Source organism: Pseudomonas sp. S2_B10 (assembly GCF_054668425.1).
On sequence record NZ_CP162768.1, the window covers coordinates 2,784,887 to 2,807,875 of the forward strand.

18 protein-coding genes and 1 pseudogene are annotated in these 22,989 nt (G+C 61.0%); all 19 read right to left on the reverse strand.

The window, feature by feature from the left end; translation table 11 throughout:
* Positions 1-2 precede the first annotated feature (2 nt).
* The 19 genes and pseudogenes from AB4O45_RS12585 to tssB all read right to left on the reverse strand — a co-directional run bounded on the left by AB4O45_RS12585 (position 3) and on the right by tssB (position 22,957).
* Complete coding sequence (locus tag AB4O45_RS12585; RefSeq protein WP_460161451.1) at positions 3-2,039, reverse strand: type VI secretion system Vgr family protein; 2,037 nt, start codon at positions 2,037-2,039, stop codon at positions 3-5.
* A gap of 28 nt (positions 2,040-2,067) precedes the next feature.
* Positions 2,068-3,069, reverse strand: coding sequence for a serine/threonine-protein kinase (locus tag AB4O45_RS12590; RefSeq protein ID WP_236167781.1), 1,002 nt, complete (start codon positions 3,067-3,069; stop codon positions 2,068-2,070).
* Positions 3,066-3,794: a PP2C family protein-serine/threonine phosphatase gene (locus AB4O45_RS12595; protein ID WP_041476618.1), complete on the reverse strand. Its 729-nt coding sequence runs from the start codon at positions 3,792-3,794 to the stop codon at positions 3,066-3,068. Before AB4O45_RS12595 ends, AB4O45_RS12590 begins: the two co-directional genes overlap by 4 nt.
* The gene (gene tssM, locus AB4O45_RS12600; protein ID WP_460161452.1) at positions 3,794-7,333 is read right to left on the reverse strand and encodes a type VI secretion system membrane subunit TssM; all 3,540 of its coding nucleotides are present in this window, start codon (positions 7,331-7,333) and stop codon (positions 3,794-3,796) included. The genes AB4O45_RS12595 and tssM overlap by 1 nt, the downstream gene beginning before the upstream one ends.
* 14 nt (positions 7,334-7,347) lie before the next feature.
* Positions 7,348-8,223 (reverse strand): type IVB secretion system protein IcmH/DotU, encoded by an 876-nt coding sequence (icmH, locus tag AB4O45_RS12605; RefSeq protein ID WP_016772511.1) that lies wholly within the window; start codon positions 8,221-8,223, stop codon positions 7,348-7,350.
* 5 nt (positions 8,224-8,228) lie between these two features.
* Positions 8,229-9,560 (reverse strand): type VI secretion system baseplate subunit TssK, encoded by a 1,332-nt coding sequence (gene tssK, locus AB4O45_RS12610; protein WP_016772510.1) that lies wholly within the window; start codon positions 9,558-9,560, stop codon positions 8,229-8,231.
* A 2-nt stretch (positions 9,561-9,562) separates the two neighbouring features.
* Positions 9,563-10,062, reverse strand: a pseudogene (gene tssJ, locus AB4O45_RS12615) (type VI secretion system lipoprotein TssJ).
* A 5-nt stretch (positions 10,063-10,067) separates the two neighbouring features.
* The gene (gene tagH / locus AB4O45_RS12620) at positions 10,068-11,264 is read right to left on the reverse strand and encodes a type VI secretion system-associated FHA domain protein TagH (protein WP_016772508.1); all 1,197 of its coding nucleotides are present in this window, start codon (positions 11,262-11,264) and stop codon (positions 10,068-10,070) included.
* 18 nt (positions 11,265-11,282) lie between these two features.
* Positions 11,283-11,423: a hypothetical protein gene (locus AB4O45_RS12625; protein ID WP_003229566.1), complete on the reverse strand. Its 141-nt coding sequence runs from the start codon at positions 11,421-11,423 to the stop codon at positions 11,283-11,285.
* A gap of 297 nt (positions 11,424-11,720) precedes the next feature.
* Positions 11,721-13,241, reverse strand: a complete 1,521-nt coding sequence (locus tag AB4O45_RS12630; RefSeq protein WP_236167784.1) for a sigma-54 interaction domain-containing protein — start codon at positions 13,239-13,241, stop codon at positions 11,721-11,723.
* 10 nt (positions 13,242-13,251) lie between these two features.
* Entirely contained in the window at positions 13,252-15,909 is a 2,658-nt protein-coding gene (gene tssH, locus AB4O45_RS12635) for a type VI secretion system ATPase TssH (protein ID WP_236167785.1), read from the reverse strand.
* Positions 15,910-15,920: 11 nt separating this feature from the next.
* Positions 15,921-16,928 carry a type VI secretion system baseplate subunit TssG gene (gene tssG, locus AB4O45_RS12640; RefSeq protein ID WP_056790879.1) on the reverse strand — a complete coding sequence of 336 codons (1,008 nt, stop codon included), beginning with the start codon at positions 16,926-16,928 and terminating at the stop codon, positions 15,921-15,923.
* Positions 16,892-18,679: a type VI secretion system baseplate subunit TssF gene (tssF, locus tag AB4O45_RS12645; protein ID WP_056790882.1), complete on the reverse strand. Its 1,788-nt coding sequence runs from the start codon at positions 18,677-18,679 to the stop codon at positions 16,892-16,894. The genes tssG and tssF overlap by 37 nt, the downstream gene beginning before the upstream one ends.
* 101 nt (positions 18,680-18,780) lie before the next feature.
* Entirely contained in the window at positions 18,781-19,164 is a 384-nt protein-coding gene (locus AB4O45_RS12650; RefSeq protein ID WP_236167786.1) for a hypothetical protein, read from the reverse strand.
* Positions 19,161-20,012 (reverse strand): hypothetical protein, encoded by an 852-nt coding sequence (locus AB4O45_RS12655; RefSeq protein ID WP_016772501.1) that lies wholly within the window; start codon positions 20,010-20,012, stop codon positions 19,161-19,163. Before AB4O45_RS12655 ends, AB4O45_RS12650 begins: the two co-directional genes overlap by 4 nt.
* 5 nt (positions 20,013-20,017) lie before the next feature.
* A complete protein-coding gene (locus tag AB4O45_RS12660; RefSeq protein ID WP_076564582.1) occupies positions 20,018-20,521 on the reverse strand; it encodes a PAAR domain-containing protein in 504 nt (167 codons plus the stop codon).
* Between the two features lie 11 nt (positions 20,522-20,532).
* Positions 20,533-20,940, reverse strand: a complete 408-nt coding sequence (tssE, locus tag AB4O45_RS12665; RefSeq protein WP_007920274.1) for a type VI secretion system baseplate subunit TssE — start codon at positions 20,938-20,940, stop codon at positions 20,533-20,535.
* Between the two features lie 9 nt (positions 20,941-20,949).
* Positions 20,950-22,425 (reverse strand): type VI secretion system contractile sheath large subunit, encoded by a 1,476-nt coding sequence (tssC, locus tag AB4O45_RS12670; protein WP_016772499.1) that lies wholly within the window; start codon positions 22,423-22,425, stop codon positions 20,950-20,952.
* A gap of 28 nt (positions 22,426-22,453) precedes the next feature.
* A complete protein-coding gene (gene tssB, locus AB4O45_RS12675; RefSeq protein ID WP_016772498.1) occupies positions 22,454-22,957 on the reverse strand; it encodes a type VI secretion system contractile sheath small subunit in 504 nt (167 codons plus the stop codon).
* Positions 22,958-22,989: the final 32 nt, after the last annotated feature.

Consider the following 22,989-nt stretch of genomic DNA (forward strand, 5'->3'; position numbering starts at 1 on the left):
GATCACTCGGAAAACACAAAAAAAGCCTTCGGTTTAACTTTCTCAGTCGGTGCATTCAACAACGCCTGATCCATCAAACTCCCCGCCTTATCCTTATCCGCCGCACCCGGCAGCACCGGCGGTTTAATCCCGATGCCAGTACCCGACCCAGCCGAGCCCCCGGCATTGATCTTGATCACCGGCCCAACCACCGTCACCCCACCGCCATCAAGCTTGATAAAACTCCCACCCCCAAGAATGGTCAGCTCCGTCCCCGCCTCGATAACAATCTTGTCCCCAGCCTTGAGGTGTATCTCTTTCCCCACGCTGGTCAGTTGCGCCGTGCCCAGCTTCACATGCTGGTTCTGCCCAACCGTCAAATGATCATCCAGCTTCGCTTCAACCTTACGGTCAGAGATCGTGGTGCGGTGTTCTTCTGCCTTCAGCTCGGTGTAAGTGTTCTTCACCACCGTGTCGTGGCGTTCATTGCCGACCCGAATCTTCTGGTCGTGCTCAACGTTCTCATCCCAATCGCGCTGCGCATGGATGTAGATCTGCTCCGCACCTTTCTTGTCTTCGATGCGCAGTTCGTTGTACCCACCGCCACCCGGTGAGCTAAGCGTTTTGAACACGCTGCGAGTCTTGTTCGCCGGCAGTGCGTACGGCACCGGGTTTTCCTTGTGGTACAGGCAGCCGGTCACCAGCGGTTGGTCGGGGTCGCCTTCGAGGAAGGTGACGAGGACTTCCATGCCGATGCGCGGGATGCTGATGGCGCCGTAGCGGTCGCCGGCCCAGGAGCTGGAGACGCGTAGCCAGCAGCTGGTTTTGTCGTCGGCCAAGCCTTCGCGGTCCCAGTGGAATTGCACTTTGATGCGGCCGTATTGGTCGCAGTGGATTTCTTCGCCTTTTGGGCCGGTGACCATGGCGGTCTGGCTGCCGAGCACGCGCGGTTTCGGGTGTTCGAGGGCCGGGCGGTAGAACACGTCCCACGGGGTGGCGAGGAATCGGTTGCGGTAGCCCTGGTGGAAGTCATCTTTTTCGTCGGTGGTGTCGCTGGTCACGCCTTCTTCGAGGACTTGCGGTTGTTTGCCTTCGTGGAAGATTTCGGTGAGCAGCCAGAGGTCGTTCCACTCGCTGCGCGGGTGGTCGGACATTTCCATGAAGTGGCCGCTGACCAGTTTGGTCTGGTCGCCGCGACCTTCGGCCTGGCGGTAGTCGGCGCGGTGGCGTTCGAGGGCGCGCTGGCTGAGGAACTTGCCTCGGGCGCGGTCGATGAAGCGGCCGGGGTAGTCGTAGTCTTCGAGATCCGGTTCAGTGCTGTCGCCGTCCGGTTTGTAGGCCGCTTCCATTCGCAGGCGCGGTTTTTCGAAGTCGTAGTCGCGGCGCGTGGTGCGGGTGGTGCGGGTTTCCAGGCGCAGTTTGAAGGCTTTGATCACCGGCTCGTCGGCGACCATACCGCTGCCCTGCACATAAGCAGTTGGCTGCCCAAGGTTCTGGAACACGGTCTGGTCGTCGCCGAACACCAGCAGGTGGGCCTTTTCGCTGTGCTGGAAGTGGTAGTGAATGCCCTCTTCTTCGCACAGGCGCTGGACGAAATGCAGGTCGGTTTCGTCGTACTGCACGCAGTAGTCGCGATCCGGGCACGGCTGGCTGAGCTGGAAGCTGTAGGCGTTGCTCTTGATGCCGTGCTCTTCAAGGATCAGCGCGATGATTTTCGGCGCCGACATCTGCTGGTAGATGCGCTGGTTGGTGCGGTGATGCAGGTATTGCAGTTGCGGCACGATCGAGACTTTGTAGCGGGTCAGGCGCTTGCCGGCATCGCCCTGGGCGACGCGGTAGATCTGCCCGTGGATGCCCGAGCCCTGTGGATCGAATGCCAGAAACGCCTGCTTGTGCAGCAGTTGTTCGAGGTCCAGATCGGGGTTTTCGCTGACCAGTTCGAGGTCGAAGCGATACGCCTGGCTGATGCCTTCGGTGCCGGTGAACGACAGCACTTGCAGGTCGCCGACGTAGTCTTCGACCTTTAGGCTGAAGTGGGTTTCGTTAGCTGAGTTGAACATCGTGTGCTCCCTGTTCGAATGTCATCCGTTACGCCCGAAGTCGCAGACGTTGCAGCCAGGACGAAGTGGCGCCCAAGGCGTCACGCAATTGTTGGGCAGTGATGGTGCGTTCTGCCGGGTTGAAGCTCAGCGCGGTTCGCAGCGCTTGCCAGCCGTGCTGGGGTAGATTCGCTGGGGCGCGCAGCTCGCGCTCCAGGTGCTCGTCGCGGGCCTGGGTCGAGGGCAAGCGGCGGAACGGGTGTTTGCCGCCCGCCAGTTCATAGATCACGCAGGCCACGCCGTACACGTCCGCGCTGGCCGACAATGGTTGGCCCTCAAGCAGTTCGGGGGCGGCGTAGCCCGGGGTCCAGGCGTTGAAACGCTCGCGGCTCAGGTGCGGCAGGCCGGGCAAGGTGCCCTCCTCTGCCTGTCCCAGACCGAAGTCGAAAAGGCGCAGGCCGTCTTCGCTGAGCATGACGTTGCTCGGTTTCAGGTCACCGTGCAGCACGCCGCGACCGTGGGCGTAGACCAGCGTGTCGAGCAGCGGCAGGACGATGTCGCGCAGTTCTTTCCACGGCAAGCCGAGGGGCCGCTCGCAGAGCAATTTGTCCAGGGTCAGGCCACGCATGTATTCCATGGTGATGAAGGCCCGCTGGCAGTCGGTGTCGACTTCAAAGGTGTGTGCACGCACGACGTTGTCGTGGCGCAGGCGTCGGGTCAGGGCGAACTCGCTGTAGAGCAAGGCACTGGCGTCCGGCGATTCGGCAAATTCTTCGCTGAGGATTTTCAGCGCAATGTAAGGGTCGGGATCGCCGAACTGCTCATGCAGCAGATCCCGCGCCCGGTAAACGGCGCCCATGCCACCGGCCCCGAGCAGACGCTCGAGGTGGTAGCGACCGGCGAGTACATCTGGCAGCGCACCGATGCTGGCCTTGGTCGGCGCCAGCAACGGTTCGGCCTTGTTGCCCTTGGCGAAGGCGAAGTAGGTCAGGTTGCTGGCCTCTTCTTCGCTGATCAGCAGGTCATCGATGGGCGATTCGAGTTCACTCATTGGCGGATCACCACGGCAGTCAGGTTGTCCCGCGCAGCGCCACGCAGGGCGCCGTCGAACAAACGTTCCAGCGCCACGTGCGGCGCGCTGAGGCTGAGGGCGTTGCCGAGGGCATCGCTGCTCAGGCCCTGATACAAACCATCGCTGCAGAGCAAAAACACATCGCCCGGATAGACCTCGAGTTCCAGCACATCCAGGGTCAGTGTGTCGGCGGCGCCGACGGCTCGGGTGAGTGCCTGAGCCGCCGGGTGCGCTGCCGCCTGTTCGACGCTCATTTGCTGCTCGTCGATCAGTTGCTGTTGCAGCGAATGGTCCTTGGACAGTTGATACAGCCGCTGCCCGCGCCACATGTAGCAACGACTGTCGCCGGCCCAGATGCAGGCCGCGCGATTGCCTTCAACCAGCAGCGCGACGACGGTGCTGCCCATGATGCTGTCGTGGCGTCCGGCGGTGACCGTCAGCTCTTGCCCCAGTCGCCGGTTCAGCCAGTGCAGGCACTGGCGGATGGCTTTGAGGCGTTCGTCGAAATCCTCATGTTGCGGCAACTCAGCCAGGCTGGCGACGATCAACTGGCTGGCGATGTCGCCACCCTGATGACCGCCCATGCCGTCCGCGACCACCCACAGCCCATGCTGCGGGGAATCGAGGAAGGCATCTTCGTTGCGCGCCCGCACCTTGCCCGGGTCGGTACGCGCCGCGCTGCGCCAGGGACTGGCCACCAGCATCAGAGCTGCACCGGCATACGGAAGGTGCGCAGCACGCCCATGTCGAACGGGTTCGGCGTGCGCTGGCTGGTCAGCAGGTAGTTGGCGCGCAGGCCGCCCACGTCGGCTTTCAGTACCAGCACGTCGCGACCGTTCAGGTACTCGGTCTGCATCAGGTCGAACAGACGGAACAGCGACCATGGGCCGGAGTTCTTCTCGATCCCGATCGGACGCCCGGCCATCTTGTCCATGACCAGGCTGGTGCGACCGTCTTCAGCATCGGTCGGCCACTTGAAGGTCATTGGCAGGATCGGGCCGTGACGGTATTCCATGGTCTTGTCACCGAACTTGAATTCGGAGCGGCTGACCGCCGGATCGAGGGTGTAGGGCTCAAGCTTGAACTGCACGGTCGGCTCGGCCGGGTTGATCGAGAAGAAGCTCTGGCGAATGGTCTGCGCCGCCGCCATCTGATCGAGGTAGACCTTCGATACCGGCAGGCTGTGACCGTCGACGCTGCGCATGCGGTAGTTGCCCGGATCGCCGCTGACGAATGGACGCATGTAGCTGTCGAAGAAGCGGTCGACGGTACCTTGAGCACGGAAGAACTCGCGGAAGTCGCTGATCGCCACATCGCTGGTGCTGCTGGCGCTGAACGGATAACGCTTGCTGATGGTTTTGCCGTACACGCTGTACAGCTCGTTCTGATAACGGCCGTTCAGGTATTGGTAGGCATCGTTAAGCACCAAACGCCACGAGTCTTCGGCCAGCACGTTGAACCACACGCTCAGCGGACGCGGCAAACGACCTGAGGCATTACGCAGGTTGGTCAGCGCATCACGCTGGCCGCTCATGCGCGTCTTGGCCATCTCGAACGCAGCTTGCTCCGGCGTGCTGGAACGGGCCAGACCGGCCAGTTGCAGTTGCAGGTCGTTGAGCGCGCTGAACGCTGGCGTCAGGTCAGCGCCCGGGCCGTTGTTGTCGTCGAGCAGACGATGCAGCGGTTCGAAGCGGCGTTGCAGGGATTTCTTCGCGGTGTCCGGCAGGTTCTTCGCCACGTTCAGCGCCGAAGCCTTGTCGGCGGCAGCGGCGGCGAGTTTGCCGACCTTGCCCAGTTTGCCTTTCTGTCCGGCCAGCGCATCGGCGGCTTCGCCGGCTTCATCGACCGGATCAGCCGCGGCTTCGAAGCGGGTGTTTTCACGCACTTCGGTGAGCAGCGCGAGGACCGGCGAGTTGGCCGAAGTCAGGCCCGCCAGTTGCTCGGCGCCTTCGCCAGCGTCGCTGATCGGTGGCAGTGCGACCTGGCCAACGGCTTCGCTCCAGTAGTTGGCGTAGTCGCGGAAGTACAGCTGCTCAAGCTCGACCATCAGGCGACGCAAATCCATGTCGCTGATGCCCGCGCCTTCGCCCAGCACCCAGTTGTCACGCAGGATGTCGGTGACCAGCGCGGCGCCCTGCACCGAGAAATACTGCTGATAACCCTGCTGGGTGTAGAAACCCGGGATCACGTATTCAGTGCCGATGAACAACGAACCTTGCGGGCCGAGGTGCTGGCTGAAGCGGTAGTCCGGCAGGTTGCGCGCCTGCTCGCGGAGCATGCGGTAAACCACGTTGGCCAACGACTCGCTGCGCAGGACCTGACGCGCCTGCGTGACCAGTTGATCGTTCAGCGGATAAATGAACGGCTGCTTGAGCAAACGCTCGAGGTGCGTGTTCAGACCATTCTGCACCGCAGTGTTACCGGTGTAGCGCTGCGACCAGTCAGTGGCGACCCAGTCCTTGAGCCACGCCGCGTCGCGACGATCCTTCATGTTCAGCATCAGGTACGCGCGCAGGCTGTTGAGCAGGCGATCGCGGTCCTTCATGTTGGCGCGGATCTGCCCTTCGAGCATGGTCGCCACCCGTGGCAGCAACTGCGCTTCAAGCTCACGCTCGTAGGCGGTTTTCACCACCGGGTTGATCTCTTCGCCTTGATACAGGCCGCCACGCTCGTGGTAAGAGACGTCGCCCTTACTCGGGAACACCTGGGTCGCGGCGTAGCTGGTGTCGAGAACTTTCAGCACACCCATGGCGTCATCGCGCGGCGTTACGGCCGAACGTTGCTGGGTCCAGTTCTGTGCCAGCGTGCGCAGGTTTTCCAGACGCTCGTAGTTGGCCGAAAAACCACCGGCCCAGAGCATGCCGAACAGTGCCAGTGCTGCCAGTGCGCCGACGTACAGCGCACGCTGGCCCCAATGAATGCGGCTGCGCTCGCGCTTGTCCAGACCGGCCAGATCGGCCTCGGGGAAAATCACCTGGCTGAGCAAGTGGTGGATGAATCGCGAACGACCGCTGCGCAGAGTCGGCAGCACGCCGGCGTTCATGCCCAGGCTGGCGCCGATGCCGGCGGTGGTCGAATTCATTTCCTGGGTCAGGTGCGGCGCGCTGGTCAGGTAGAAACCGCGCAGTTGCGTGGCGCGCTGATAGCGGTTGCCGGTGAACGCCATGTCGACGAACAGGCACAGGCGCTCGCCGATCTGCCCGAGCTGATGCGGGAAGTCGAGGATGCGGCCACGGCGCTGAGTGTCGCGCTCGGAGTGCATGCGCATGATCACTTGGCTGTTCAGGCGGCGCAGCAGCTCTTCGAACTCGTTGCGCAGGACCGTGACGTCGGTGCCGACCTGATCCTTGCGGAAACTGGTGCCGAGCACCTGATCGCTTTCTTCGCGGGTCAGTTGATCGAAGAACTCGTCGAAGCCGAGCAGCTTGTCAGCCTTGCTCAGGACCAGATACACCGGCACGTCGACGTGCAGTTTCTGATGCACATCCTGCAGACGGCTGCGCACCTGGCGTGCGAGGGTTTCGATGTCCTGCTCGCTGCCGCCGGTCAGGGTTTCCACCGGAATGGTCACCAGCACGCCGTTCAACGGACGACCGCGACGACGCTTGCGCAGCAGCTCCAGCAGTGTTGTCCAGGCGTTGCCGTCGACTTCGGCGTCCGGTTGAGTGGTGTAACGCCCGGCGGTGTCGATCAGTACACCGTGATCAGCGAAATACCAGTCGCAATGACGGGTGCCGAGGGTGTCGCGGGTCAGCTTGCGGTCGATCTTGTTGATCGGAAATTCCAGACCGGAAAAGTCCAGCAGGCTGGTCTTACCCGAGGCCTGCGGACCGATCAGCAGGTACCACGGCAAGTCACTGCGCCAGCGCTCGCTGCGACCGCGATACAGGCTCGACGTCTTCAGGGTTTTCAGCGCGTCCTTGAAACGCGCCTTCAACTCTTTCTGTTCTTCGTCGATCAGCTCTTCGCGGCGGATACGGTCCTGACCGTCCTCGCTTTCTTCCTCGGCTTTCTTGCGGATACCGGCGCGCCAGCTGACGAAGACCATGGTCAGGCCCCAGATCAGGAACAGCACGCTGATGGTCAGCAGGCGCGAGGTCGCGCTTTCCCAGAACTTGTAATCATCGACCGCCAACAACGGGCCGACGAACCACACCAGCAGCGCCACGAACAGCACCAGCAGCAGAGTCCAGACCCAGGTCTGGCGCAGGAAGGCGCCGACTTTCTTGAAAAACTTTTTCATCACACGTCCCTGTTTTACGGCTGCGCCTGCGGTTGCACCGCGGCTGGATCAAGCGGCTGATAAGGATGCAGAACGGTGTCGCGTTGTTCGCTCAGGACCCAGGCGAAGCCCGAATACATCACCACCAGACAGACCAGAGTAAAGAGCACCACCATCCACGCCGGCACGATGCGCACCAGGTTGCGGCGCTGATCGTTGAGACCTTCCCAGTGCGGCGACAACTCGCGCGGCACGTCGCCGCGCAACTGACGGATCTGCCGGTACAAGGCGTCGCGGATGCCTTCAAGCTCAAGCATGCCGCGCGCCTGCACGCGGTACTTGCCCTCGAAACCGAGGGACAGGCACAGGTACATCAGTTCGAGCATCGGCAGGTGCTTGACCGGGTTTTTCGACAGCCGATCGAGCAGCTGGAAAAACTTCTCGCCGCCGAAGGTTTCGTTGTGGAAGCTGCTCAGCAGGCTCATCTGCGACCACTCGCTTTCGTTGCCCCACGGCGTGGTCACGACGGCTTCGTCGACCACGGTGCAGAGCACGTAACGCGCGGCCATTACCTGGCTGCTTTCCGCACCGTTGTGCAGGGCGCGCACTTCGAACAACTTCAGCCCGGCGGTCAGCCGCTCATTCAGTGCGTACAGATCTTCGCGGGTCTCGCTGTGCTTGAGACGCACCACTTCCGAGAGCAGATCGGAAGAAGCGGCGACCAGCGAGTTGAGGCTGATATTGAACGCCTCCGCCGGACGCAGGCGCGCGGCGTAGATCATGCGTTCTTCCAGTTGCTCGAAACGCGGCGGCGCGGCGAAGTCGGTCAGCGGACTCGATGCCGGTCCGTGGCCCTGACGGTCGAGCAGGACGGTTTTGTCGTCCTGGTTGTAATCCGTTTCCTTGATCATGTCGGTCAGTTCCTGATGGCCCAGAATTTCAGTTCAAGCTCGGCGAATTCGCCGGACACGTGGAACGCGAAACCGCCGGAGCGCTCGAGTTGTGCCAGGTCTTCGGAACTGAGTTCGAGGATGAAATAGGTTTTGTTCGAGTGGAACGCGATCTGCCGTGGGGCCACCGGCAACGGTTTGACCTTGATCCCCGGCAAGTGCAGGTTGACCAGTTGGCGGATGCGCTCCACCGGGCCGACCTTGAGGTGCTGCGGCAAGCGCTGACGCAGTTCTTCGGAGTCGCAGTTGGCACTGGCTGCCAGCACGAACGAGGCCGAGCCGAGCAGTTTGTGATCGTGCAACGGCGAGACGATGATGCCGTACTGACGCGCCTGCAGGATCAGTTCGATGGCGTGCTGTTCGAGCACCATCGACAGCACTTGGCGGATCGCTTCCATCAGTTTGCGAAAGCTCGCGCCCTGATCGGCGTGGGAATAGCGGCTGTCCAGACGCGGGCGTTTGCTCTCGCCGGAGAAGGTCGCCAGATCGCCGAGCATGGTCAGCAGCGTGCGGTACAACTCTTCCGGATGCACCTGCTCCAGACCCAGATAGTGACGCAGCAGCAGTTCGGTGCGGTTGATCAGTTGCAGCATCATGAAGTCACCGACTTCCGCACCGCCGACCTTGCCGTTGGAGCGAATCCGCTCGGCAATGGTGTCGCCACGGTGGCTGAGCATGCTGATGACTTCTTTCAGGCACGACAGCAAATAGCTGGAGGCGTGGGCCTGAATGTAGGTCGGCACGAAGTCCGGGTCGAGGCTGATCACGCCGTCGGGCGTGGTATCGAGCACGTCGCAGATTTTCAGCTTCACGTAGGCCTGATCGCTCTGCTGCTCGCCGAGCAACAGTTTGAAATCCGGGCGACCGCAGCTGACCTGACTGGCGGAATCGTCGCCGGCATTGGAGTCGGCGACTTCGGCGTCATACGCGGTGTAGCGCGCGAGCACGTCGGATTGCTCCGGGCGCCGGGCCTCGATGTGGTTGCCGGTGACCAGCGGCAGCGCCAGATAGATCGGCGTGTTGCCGGTGTTCGGCGGCACGTCCAGCGCCAGCGGCTCAGTGTTGCCACCAAGTTCGAACAGGCTGCCGTCCGGCAGAATCCCCGAGGCTTCACTGATCACCAGTTTGCCCATGTTGAGGAACTGCAAGTCGATTTCCAGATTGAGAAAACCCCAGGTGTAGCCACCGAGCAATTGCGTGCGGGTTTTCATCTGGTGATCGTAATAACGATCGTTGTGCTGGAAGTGCTGCGGTCGCAGCAGCATGCCTTCCTGCCAAATGACTTTATGGGTGTTCATGATCAGTCATCCGCCTTGGCGAGCACTTGTTGGGTGTTGCGGATACCGGCCTGATCGAGGGTCAGATCAGCCTCGGTGAGTTCCAGCGGAGTGATCTGCACGGTGTGGCGCCATTGCGTATCCGGCAGGTCGCGATAGGCGGCGAGGATGCCCACGTAACGGCTGCCCTCCTCCACGCTGAGTTTCAGTTCCACGGTTTCACCCGGGCGCAGTTCGAGTTCTTCGCTGGCCACCAGATCCGGGTTGAGGGATTCCTTGGCGCGCTCGTAGAGGCTGAAGAAATCAGCGTTCTCGAAGGTCACCGGGTGCTTGAGTTCGAACAGGCGCACGACGATCGGCGACGGCCGCCCGTTGAGGTCCGGATTGAGCTGATCGCTGCCGGTCAGCTTGAGGTTGATCTTGGTCACTTTCGAGTACGGCGACAGCGACGAGCAACCAGCGAGCAGCACCAGCACGGTGAGCGCAGTCAGCGTCTTGAAAAAGCGGTCGAGCGGCGAGACATGCGCATCATCCTTGGTGGTCGGTGTGGAGGGTGGAGATCAGGCGGATCTGTTCTTCGTAGGCCTGGGCGAAGTCGCGGGCCAGCAGACGCTCGCTCCAGTCATCGTCCTGACGCAGTGCCTGGTGATAGCGGCCGAACGCTCTCCAGCGCCCACCCGATGTTGCAATCAATGGCTTGCTGTCGCGCTCGAAACGCAGGGTCAGCTGCTCTGGCGAGAAGTGCTCCAGCGTGCCGCGTACGGCGGCGCGACTGGCAGTCAGCAGAGCCACTTGGTGCGCCTGCAAATCACGGAATGCGCGGGAGATCGCCTGCTCGGCCGGCAGATGGCCGGGCTTGCTTGGCTGCAACAGAATTTGCAGTGCTTCGCTCGGATCGACGGCGAATTTCAGCGGGTTCTTGTTGGTGCCCTGCACGGTGGTCTGCGCCAGACGCAGTTCATTTTTCAGCTCGGAGCGGGTGCGCAGGCTCTGCTGCAAACCACCGATGCTCTGGCGCAGCAGGCGCGCAGCGTTCAGCGCCAGCGCTTCGCGTTCGTCGTGGCTGAGGCCTTTGACGTCGACGCCCAGCGCCGCGCCGAAGTGCTCCCAGAATCCTTCGCTCTGACGCTCGACGGCTTTCGGTGCAGGCGCCGGCTCAGGTTCGACCGGGGCGGCAATTAGCTCCGGGACCATCAGGCTTTCCATATCGATGCGCGCGTAGTCGGCACGCTGACGGGAATCTTCCGGCTTGGCGGTAGGCGACAGCAGTTCGTCGATTTCCGAGTACACGCGCTCTTGCTGTTCGAGGGCGTTGAGCGGGTCGAGGTCGAGGAACGCGTCGTCCGGAATGATGCTGCCAGCGGCGCGCGGGCGGCCGACTTCGCCGTCGAAGGTCGCCGGATCACGAACCAGCCGCGCACGGATCTCGAAGTCGCCGAGAATGTAGGTGCTGCCGTGCTCGATGCGCACCGGCTCGCCCTTGTGCAGGCGTGCGCCACTGCTGCCGTCCTGGACACCGTTGCTGCTGGTGTCGGTGAGGAAGAACGAGCCCTCGCGGTAGCTGACAATCGCGTGATGATTGGACAGGTGCCGCTTGCGGTCAGGGATGATCCAGTCGCAGTCCTCGCCGCGCCCGATCACGCCGCCGGCCTGCTTGAAGGTCCGCTGGCAAAGCTCGGTGGGCACGAACTGCTTGGTGTTCAGCATTTCGAAAACCAATTCCATGTTTGATGCTCCTTGCGGTCACTTGCCGCGATTGACCGCTTGCGGATCACCCAACGGGCGATAGTCGTTGTCGTTGAATTTGTAATTGCCGCTACAGCCGCCAAGGCCGCATAGAACGACGAGGGTCAGCAGGACAGCGTGCCAGTGACGAACAGACATCAGAGGGTCTCCAGGTGTAGACAAAGCACAAAGCGCCGACCCTTGCGGGCGGCGCTGAAATAAGTTTTTGAGGTGGTCTCGAAGCCTCTAGATCGGGGCCTTGAGCCATAGCCTGGAGGTACGGCGACCTCCCGTGGCGAGGGGACTTGTCCCCGTTGGGGTACGCAGCGCCCCCATAACCTGCCAGCGCGATTTCTCAGTGAAACCGTATGTACCGGACTGCGACTGCTGCGCAGCCGAACGGGGATAAATCCCCCCGCCACAGGGTATGTGTTGGGTTCGAAGAAGTGCTGTAGCTCAACCATCAAAGTCACCCAAATTGATATTCAGGCGCCCGAGGCGGTACAGCAGCGTGCGCCGTGGCAGGCCCAGTTCGCGGGCCGCGAGGGTCTGGTTGCCGTCGTTCTTGCGCAGGCAATCGAGGAGCAAAGTGCGCTCGACTTGCTCCAGGCGTTCGCGCAGATTCAGGCCGCTGTTGTCTTCGGGCATCGGTTCCAGACGCAGGGAAAAATGCTCGGCGAGCAACTCGCCACCCTCGCAGAGCAACACCGCGCGCTCGACCAGTGCCTTGAGTTCGCGAACGTTGCCGGGGAAGGTGTAACCGCACAGATGCTCCAGCGCCGAATCCGACCAGCGCACCGGATCACGCTGCAGAAAGGTGCAGGTCTTCTCGGCGAAATGCCGGGCTAGATCGAGGATGTCGCCTTCGCGCTGACGCAGGGCCGGCAGCTCGATCGGGAATTGTGCGAGGCGGTAGTACAAGTCCTCGCGGAACTTGCCTTCGCTGACCAGTGCCGCCAGATCACGGTGCGTTGCGGCGATGATGCGCACGTCGATCTTGTGCGTGTCGTTAGAACCCAGCGGACGGATCTCGCCTTCCTGCAACACGCGCAGAATCTTCGCTTGCAGCGACAACGGCATGTCGCCGATTTCATCGAGCAGCAACGTGCCGCCATTGGCCGCGTCGAACAGCCCTGCGCGATCTCGATCGGCGCCGGTGAAGGCGCCTTTGCGGTAGCCGAACAGTTCGCTTTCCAGCAGGTTTTCCGGGAACGCCGCGCAGTTCTGCACGATGAACGCCTGGGAGCGACGCGGGCCGCAATCGTGGATCGCCCGCGCCACCACCTCCTTGCCGGTGCCGGTCTCGCCACGCAACAGCACGGTGTACGGGCTGTGAAGGATCTTGCTGATCAGCGAATAGGTCTGGCGCATCGCCGCGCTTTTGCCGATCAGGCCGTAGCCGCTGATGCTCGGCACGCTGCGTGTGGCGGTGGCCGATTCGGCGGCTGGCTGACGCAGGCGTTGCAGCAGATGCAGTTGGCCGAGCACGAACGAGCCGAGCTGGCCGAGGGAGTCGGCGAAACCCTGCAAGTCAGTGCGACGACGACTGGCACACAGCAACAAGCCCTCGACCGACTTGTGCTGATTGACCAGCGGCACGCACAACAGCGACTGCCACGGCGTGCTCGCCGCCGGTAGAAAACTGGTTTCGTGCAGGCTGCCGGTCAGGTCGTCGAGGCACACCACGCGGTTCTGGCACAGGGCGAATTGCAGCAGTTGCTCGCCGTTGTAATCCGCTGGCAGGCTCGCCGCCTGACGCGGTTGCAGCGCACCGTCGAGGCACTCGGCGTTCATCCCCAGGCAAGTGTGGGTGGCATCGAGCAGATACAGCTGCGTCAATTCACAGCCGCTCAGCTCGGCCAGGCCACGGACGAATTCACTCAGCAGCGCAGCACTGTCCGCCGCCCGCGACAGACTGGCGAACTGCGCCAGCAACGCTTCGGCGTAGACCAGTGGCTGCGGCACCTGAGTGAACATCACGCCCACCTCAGACGAACTCGCAGGTCACGCTGGAGTTGCCGTCGAGCGTGGCATGCACACGCTTGAGGCTCTCGCCGGTCGCCATCGCATCAAGCAGACGATCGGCCACCAGCGGCAGCACGTGTTGATCGAGCAGATGATCGATCAGGCGCGCGCCGCTTTCGCTTTGCGTGCAGCGCTCGGACAGGTGATCGACGAGGTTCTGGCACCAGCTGAACTCCAGCTGACGACGGTTCAGGCGCTCGCCGAGACGGCCGAGTTTGATCTCGATCAGCTCGCGCAGCACCGGGCCGCCCACCGGGTAGTACGGCACCACTTTCATCCGCGCCAGCAGCGCCGGTTTGAAGTGTTTGCTGAGTACCGGGCGAATGGTTTCTTCGAGCACTTCGGCGGTCGGCCGCGCGCCGTATTCGCAGAGTTCGCTGATCTTGTCGCTACCGAGGTTGGAGGTCATCAGGATCAACGTGTTGCGGAAGTCGATCTCGCGACCTTCGCCGTCGTTGGCCACGCCTTTGTCGAAGATTTGGTAGAACAGGTTGAGCACGTCCGGATCAGCCTTCTCGACTTCATCGAGCAACACCACCGAATACGGCTTCTGGCGCACGGCTTCGGTGAGCATGCCGCCCTCGCCGTAACCGACGTAGCCCGGTGGCGCACCAATCAGACGCGAGACGGTGTGCTTTTCCTGGAACTCGGACATGTTGATGGTGGTGATGAAGCGGTCGCCGCCGTACAGCAGGTCCGCCAGTGCCAGCGCGGTTTCGGTCTTGCCGACGCCGCTCGGGCCGACCAGCAGGAACACACCGACCGGTGCATCAGGCTTGTTCAGACCGGCAGCGGTCGCGCGCATCGAGCGATCCAGCGCGTGCACGGCTTGTTCCTGACCACGGATGCGCGTGCGCAGATCGGTGGCGAAACTGGCGACCTTGGCGTTGTGCTCGCGGGCCAGTTGCGCCAACGGCACGCCGGTCCAGGCGCTGATCACTTCGGCAACCAGACGCGGGCAGACTTCGAAGCTGACCAGGCGTTCTTTGACTTGCGCGGCAGTCAACGCGGCGTGGGTTTCATGCAGCTGAGCTTCCAGAGCTTCGACGCTCTGGCCTTCTTCGAGTTCGGCGACCACAGTTTCAATCACGGTGCCTTCGGCGTCTTCTTCCACGCTGACGGTCGGCTCAACAGCTGCAGCCTCGCGGGCCTTGGCCAGTTGCTGACGCAGTTCCAGCAGACGCTCGGCGAGCTCTTTCTGCTCAGTCCACAGGGTCTCGAGCGCAACCATCTCGCTTTCGGCTTCGTCCAGCCGCGCTTCCAGTGCTTCCAGCGCTTCGTGGTCGATCAGCAGACCGGCTTCGGCATCGCGGCGCAGGGCCTGACGCTGACGGCCGCCTTCAGCCAGTTCGCCACGCAGGCGCTCCAGACTTTCCGGGGCCGCAGCGAGGCTGATACGCACGCGGGCGCACGCGGTGTCGAGGACGTCTACAGCCTTGTCCGGCAGTTGCCGACCGGCCAGGTAACGCGCGGACAATTCAGCAGCGGACACCACCGCGTCATCGCGCAGGTAGATGCCGTGGCTCTTCTCGTAGACCTGAGCCAGACCACGCAGAATGGTCACCGCTTCGCTGACGGTCGGTTCGTGCAGTTGCACGGGCTGGAAGCGACGCGCCAGCGCCGGGTCTTTCTCGAAGTATTTCTTGTACTCGGCCCAGGTGGTCGCGGCGATGGTGCGCAGTTCGCCACGGGCCAGCGCGGGTTTCAGCAGGTTGGCCGCGTCGGAACCGCCGGCATTGCCGCCCGCGCCGATCAGGGTGTGAGCTTCGTCGATGAACAGAATGATCGGTTTTGGCGAGGCTTTGACCTCATCAATCACGCCTTTCAAACGACGCTCGAATTCGCCTTTGACGCTGGCGCCGGCCTGCAACAGGCCCATGTCCAGCGACAGCAATTCAACGCCTTTGAGTACCTGCGGCACTTCACCGGCAGCGATGCGCGAGGCGAGGCCTTCGACGATGGCGGTCTTACCGACACCGGCCTCACCGACGACGATCGGGTTGTTCTTGCGCCGACGGGCGAGGATGTCGACCATCTGCCGGATCGCGCCATCGCGGCACAGCACCGGGTCGAGTTTGCCGTCGCGGGCCTGTTGGGTCAGGTTGTGGGTGAAGCGCTGCAACAGCGACTCGCCTTGCGCCGCCGGCTTGCCGTTGGCCGCCGGTTGCTCCTGTTGCGACAGGGCAAATTCCTTCAGACGATCGATGTTCAGCTTGGCGAGCAGCGGTTGATAGCGGCTGCCGGCATAACGCATCGGGTTGCGCAGCAACGCCAGGATCAGCGCGGCGTCTTCGACCTGGGTCTGGCCCAGCTCGAGGTTGGCCACCAGCAGCGCGTCTTGCAGCCATTGCACCAGTTCCGGGGCGAACACCGGGTTGCGCGAAGCACTGTGCTCGACCCGCGACTGCAATGCAGCGGTCAGTTCACCGGCGTCGACGTCAGCATCTTGCAACGCGCGCGACAGCAAACCGTTCGGACGCTCGAGCAAGCCCAGCAGCAAGTCTTCGACCAGAATCTTGCTCCCGCCACGGGCGACGCAACGCTCGGCCGAACGTTCCAGATCACGACGGGTTTCGGCGTCCAGCGCCTGGATGAGTTGTTGCAGGTCTACGTTGATCATGGCTCACGTCCTTAATGAATTTTGCTGCCCAGGGTCACCACGCCGTCCGCTTTCTCGCGGCCCAGCCAACTGGTCCAACCGAGGCGACAGGCGTTCTGCTCACCGATGCGCAGTTCGCGGATTTCTTCCTGGCGCAGGACCAGGCGGATGTCGTAATCGAGCGGGTCACGCAAGGTGAACCGCACCAGCGCGCAGAGCGGCTGGTAGCCGAAACCGATCGGCAGGAATTCATGGAATCGCTGCCAGTCGAGTTCGGTGATGTGGATGCGGAATTTGCCGCTGCGGTCGCGCACGTGCTCGCCCAGCACCAGGTCTTCGCCGAGTACGCTGTTGGCGCGGCCCAAACGATTGCGTTGCTCGTCGAGAATTTCCACGCGGCGCTCGATGCACTGCTCGATGACCAGGTCTTCGTGCTTGAAGTAGTAACGCAGCACGGCTTCGATCAACGCCGCCGAGTGCGCCCGCAAGCTGAGCAAACCGAGGTACGGCAGCAGGCGTTTCCAGTTGAGTTCCTTGGCCTTGCGGATCTCGTCGCCGCCCAGGCCGATCAGCGCAAAGAGTTGCGCCGAGAACGGGTCGATCGCGCCGCTCTGGAAGCTCGCGCGGTAGCGGTACTTGCGCCAGATCGGCAGCATCAGTCGTTGCAGGCGATGGTGGAACAGGTCGAGGAAATTGCGCGTCGGGTTGCCGTCCTCGCTGTCGCCCAGGGCTTGTTCGCCATAGAACGCTGGCAGCGGCGAACCGGAGCCGACCAGGCCGATCAGGTTGAAGCGCATGCGCGCGCGCATCTTGCCGTGCTCTTCGAAAAACTCGACGCGATCGACGTCGCTGCGCGGAAAGCCCAGGCTCGGGTTGGCCTGGAACTCGACCTGGTCGTACAGATCGTCTTCGCTCAGATGCGGGTGTGCCTCGCGCAGCCGGTCGATCACCAGCAGCACGGCCTGAAACAGCGAGTACTCGCGTATTACCTTGGTCAGCCCGCTTAAAGCAGGGGCTGCAGGCCCATACGTGGTGTCCATTGGTACACCTCTCCCTGTGTGCTTTTTACCCGCAGTTCATGGAATGAATTGAGACTGGCGTAAAGCGCGAAAAACTCGTTGAGAACCGAAGCGAAGACGAACAGGTCGCCTTCGCCGATATAGCCTTCCGGGTCGATGGTCAGTTCGGTGCGCAAACCGCGCACCGGCAGACCGCGATGCAGGCGGTCGACGTGGTGATGCTTGATGTGCTTGAGGCCGCCGAGCAGGCGCTTGCTGACCTTTTCCGCGTGCTGGTCGTAGTAGCGAGGCAGGTCGTAGGTTTCCAGAATCACCTTCAACGCATTGACGTCCGCCAGCGACAGATAGTTAAGCGACATGTTGCTGATCAGCTTCCACAGGAAGTCACGGTTCAGCGGCGGCGCGAAACTCGGAGTGGCCGGGGTGATGTTGCGGAAACTGAGGAATTCCGGGGTCTGCTCGCTGGCCATGCAGATGTCGCCGAGCTTGAGCTTTTTCGGCAGGTTCTGGTTGGTGCACATCAGCTCGATCGACAGGGTTTCGTGGGCTTCGGTGTGGCGGATGCCGAAGCTCAGGTAAGTGTCGAGGCCGTCATGCAATAAGGACGAACGCTGGCGAATGCTGTAATGCGGACGGCTGTTGGGCACGTCGAAACTCGGGTCGTGCTCGAAGGACTCGAACGGCACGTATTCCTGATAACCGAGACCGCCGGGCTTCCAGCCAGTGACGGTTTCCACCGAGAACACACCGCAGTTTTCCAGGTCGTATTCCGCCGGCAGCAACAGGTACTCGTCCTGCTTGCCATCGAGACGGATCGGCAGCGCGTCGTGCTCGAACAGATTGACGATCGGCGTGCAGAACAGCTTCACGTTATCGAGGGTCGGACGCATGCGCATGATGCCGCTCTTGCGGATGTCGAAGCGCAGTTCGAGACCACGCATCTGCTTGAGCGTGTCTTCCGGCAGCGCCTTGAGAATGTCCAGACCGTTGACGTCGACGAACAGGAACTTGTCCTGGAAGGCGAAATATTCCTGCAGGTAGCGATAGCCACGGAAGGTGTTCAGCGGATACGGAATCAACGCTTCTTCTTCGGCAAAGCCCACTGGTTTGACCCGATCACCGGGAATCTTGAACGCCATCGGTTTGCCGCTGACGCCATCAATCGGCTTGCCGGCGGCGTCGAGCGGGATCAGCTCGATGCCTTCGAGGTTGCGCAGCAGGCTCAGATACAGCATCTGGCTGATGTAACGCTCACCGGCAAAGTGCAGGCGCAGCTTGCTCAGTTCCAGTTCGCCGAGGTGGCCGTCGGCGCTCATTTCCAGACGCAGGCTGAGCAGCGAACCGTCGCCCTTCACCGAGTAATTCAGCGCGGCAAGATCCAGCGGCAAGACTTCGGTCGGATAGCAGGTGCGGAAGCGGCAGCGCACGTCTTCTATCGGCTTGCTCTCGATCGGCGTATCGCGCTCAACCAGCAGCGCCGGGCCGGAACGCTTGAGCGGATCAAACTGCAAAATGCTGAACGCCGGCAGCGGGCGCATGTAGTTCGGCCACAGCAACTGCATCAGCGAATGGCTGAGCTCCGGCAGTTCGTCATCGAGCTTCTGGCGCAGGCGCCCGGTGAGGAATGCAAAGCCTTCGAGCAACCGCTCTACATCCGGATCCCGCCCGGCCTGCCCCAGATACGGCGCCAGCGCCGGACTACGCTCGGCGAAACGGCGACCGAGCTGGCGCAGTGCGGTGAGTTCGCTTTGGTAGTAGTGGTTAAAGGACACGGGGTACCTGCCTGGTAGTGGAACTCATTTAAAAAAACAGCAGAACAGTTCATGCGGGTAAGAAACTCCCCGCGGGCAATGTCGGCCATAACGCCCAACAGTCATGCTTTAACTTCTCGATTTGAAAAAAAAACGCGATCAATTAATTGGCCAGCAAATATCGCCGCAAAAGTCAGGACACCACCCATCGAGGTGTAAGCCATCGCACGGACGGGGTAGTGAGGCAAAAAATAGTACAAAATAATTCCCAGCATTAATGAGACAGACAGGACCTTTAATTTCAGCTTGGGGACAAAAAACGCTATAGCGTTCATCACCACAAAATACTGAACCATTAGATCCGGCGTCATACCGATGCCGATACCTCTCGATGTCAACCCGCCATACATATCGATATATACGTCGACACCGTAGTTATGCAAAGGAATATACAGGGCACATACTATCAGGTGTGGAATACAGGCAACTAAGCGACGAGCTTTCATTTATTCCATGCCCCGTACTGATCCATATCGCCTTGCGAAATTGGATTTATTAACTTCGCATTCGATACAGGCACATAAGGTGCGTCAGTAAGTTCAATTGTGTGCGGGATACCTTTATCGTATACCGTGTCTTTTTTCACAACCAACTTGCAGTTTTCTTTTGCCCACAATATCCCTCGCAATATGATGAAGTTATCGTAAACGTCTTTCGGTCCTCGCTCTGCTCCGGTATAGGCTTTGCCGTCGCCCCAGGTCACACCCGTTTCACCAGCCAGCTTTATTGCGAGTTCTACCTGCTTTGTTTCTCGCAGATATTTTCTATAGGTGTTAACCGCAAACGGCACCTGGCCAATGCCATCAGTCCAATACGGTTTATCCTCCATGAACACCATCAAGAACTCAGCACCGCCCACGGCACGGAATTTCCAGTCACCCGGCATTCCAGAGTGAAAAGTGAATGAAAACCGGTCGACGATTGCGAAGTCGATCAGCTCCTGCCAAGTAACATGTTTATAAGCCGCATGCGATTCTGATCCGGCCTGCGTTGTTTCCGGGTTGATCCAGACAAGCTCTCTATAATATCTGGCCAACGGTTCGAACCACTGACCCTTTTCTGCGTATAGTTTCTCCGCAGTGATAATTCTGAATGGAGAGTCATCCTTACCCGGTTTCAAGGCGAAGAGCGGCACACCACTTTTTCGCGTAATAATCCAGGCCAACGGAAGGTCAACTTTCTTAGGCTTTGTATCCTTGCTCTCAGTTGTTTCGGTAAGAACTTTAAGTGTAGTCACCTCGTCCTGAGTCACAAACGTGTAAGCGACACCATCGATGTTGATTACGGTCTCCATACCTACTAGTCCGCCGAAATATATATAGTTACAGGCTCTGCCGTCTTTCCAGTTGAAAAACCACCTGACATGCCTGTTGACGTTGAGCCTGTTTTCTCAATCCCGCTATCAGAGCGCATGATGTAGTTTAAATTTTCAACCGTTCTTCCATCTGCGGTTTTGAATTCAAAGACACGATTGAATATTCCAGGAATGATGACCGGCTCCGGCGGCACAAACGGCGCCGGCGTATGCGAATTGCCAATAATCACCGTCCCGGATCCGGCCGTGACCTTATTGCCGTGAGATCCAACCGAACCTACGGTCGCAGCCGGTTTGCCGTTGATCAACACGGTTGTCGCAAGATCGCCGACCATCGCACCACCACACGCCGAGACATCGCCTTGGCGGGCGGCCGCGAGGCCGTCGAAGAACACGTCGCCGGAACCGGCGGCGATCGGGTTGGTGCCGTGGCCGGGGAGCGGGCAAGCGGTGGGGTCGGATACGCGTGCTGCGGGTTTGCCAGACATCGGGGATCTCCTTAGGTGACCTTGACTTGACCGCTGCCATCCAGGCGCGCGGAGAAACTGACCTGACGCTTGAAACCCTCGACTTCCAGCAGGCCTTCGATACTGAAGGCCAGGCGAAGTTGATCGTGGTCACGCGGCAGGGAAATGACACGCACATTGCTCAGGCGTGGCTCGTAGGCTTCGATGAAGTTTTCGATAGCCAGGCGGGCCTGACTCAGGGAGTCGTGCAGGCTCAGGCGCATGTCATTGAGATCGGGCAACCCGTAGTCGGCCAGCGTTTGCACGCTGCCGGCCCGGGTGCTGAGCATTTTGGCCAGATGGGCAGCCACTGACGCCATGGCACAAGCCTCAAGGCTGTTGCCCTTGCGTAGTTGTGCGTCGCCGTTGAGGCGTTCGAACAGGCTGCCGTATCCGTCCATGAGTCGCTCTTACTCTTTGTCCAGCTTGCCAACCAGCGACAGGGTGAAATCGGCACCCATGTACTTGAAGTGCGGACGCACGTTCAAGCTCACGCGATACCAGCCCGGCTCGCCTTCAACGTCGCTGACGATCACTTGCGCAGCACGCAGCGGACGACGGCCACGGACTTCGGCGCTCGGGTTTTCCTGGTCGGCCACGTACTGACGGATCCACTTGTTCAGTTCCAGCTCGAGGTCGGTACGCTCTTTCCACGAACCGAGTTGCTCGCGCTGCAGCACTTTCAAGTAGTGAGCCAGACGGTTGACGATCATCATGTACGGCAGTTGGGTGCCGAGCTTGTAGTTCAGCTCTGCCGCCTTGCCTTCTGCGCTGATGCCGAAGAACTTCGGCTTCTGCACTGAGCTTGCGGAGAAGAACGCCGCGTTGTCGGAGCCTTTGCGCATGGTCAGGGAGATGAAGCCTTCCTCGGCCAGTTCGTATTCACGACGGTCGGAAACCAGAACTTCAGTAGGGATCTTGGTTTCGATTTCGCCCATGCTTTCGAAGTGGTGCAACGGCAGGTCTTCAACCGCGCCACCGCTCTGCGGGCCGATGATGTTCGGGCACCAGCGGAATTTGGCGAAGCTGTCGGTCAGCTTGGTGCCGAACGCGTAAGCGGTGTTGCCCCACAGGTAGTGCTCGTGGCTGTTGGCAACGGTTTCCTTGTACACGAACGACTTGACCGGGTTTTCTTCCGGATCGTACGGGTTACGCAGCAGGAAACGCGGCACGGTCAGGCCAACGTAGCGCGAGTCTTCCGAGGTACGGAAGCTCTGCCATTTGGCGAATTGCGGGCCTTCGAAGTGGTCTTTCAGATCTTTCAGATCCGGCAGGCCGGTGAAGCTTTCCAGACCGAAGAATTTCGGGCCGGCAGCAGCGATGAACGGCGCGTGGGACATGCACGAAACGCTGGCCACGTACTGCATCAGCTTGACGTCTGGCGAGCTTGGCGACATGTAGTAGTTGGCAATGATCGCGCCCACCGGCTGACCACCGAACTGGCCGTATTCAGCGGTGTAGATGTGCTTGTACAGGCCCGACTGCATGACTTCCGGCGAATCTTCGAAATCGTCCAGCAGGTCTTCTTTGGAGACGTTGAGGATTTCGATCTTGATGTTTTCGCGGAAGTTGGTGCGGTCGACCAGCAACTGCAGACCACGCCACGACGATTCCAGCGCCTGGAAATCCGGGTGGTGCAGGATCTCGTCCATCTGACGGCTGAGCTTGGCATCGATCTCGGCGATCATGCGGTCAACCATGGCTTTCTTGACCGGCTCACCGTTGTTCTGCGGCTTGAGCAGCTCTTCGATGAACGCCGACACGCCACGCTTGGCGATGTCGTAGGCTTCGTCGTCCGGAGTCAGACGGGTTTCGGCGATGATGCTGTCGAGAATGCTGTATTCGCCGCTGGCGGCGCTCTTCTCTTGTGCTGCGCTAGTGCTCATTGTGTTGGCTTCCTTGGCTACTGGAGTCTCAGGCGTCCGGGGCTGCGGCGTTCAGGCCCAGCTCACCGAGTACGCGACCGCGGGATTCGTCGTCGGCGAGCACGCCTTCGATCGCTTTACGGAACGCAGGTGCGTTACCCAGCGGGCCTTTGAGGGCCACCAGCGCATCGCGCAGTTCCATCAGTTTTTTCAGCTCAGGCACTTGCTCGACCAGGCTGGCCGGGTTGAAGTCCTTCATCGAATTGACGCGCAATTGCACGGCCAGCTCTTCAGCCTCGCCATCTTCCTGCAGACGGTTCGGCACGCTCAGCGTCAGACCCAGCTCTTGCTTGGCCAACACTTCGTCGAAGGTCATCTTGTCGATGCTGATCGGCTTGCGATCTTCGATTTTGCGATCGTCCTTGCGGTGGGTGTAGTCACCGATTGCCAGCAGCTTCAGCGGCAGTTCAATCTCTTCCTGAGCTCCGCCGGTGGCGGGTTTGAAGGTGACGTTGATGCGTTCCTTGGGGGCTACCGAGCCTTCTTTGGCCATGGCTTTTCTCCTTGCGGTTGTGGCCCTGGGGC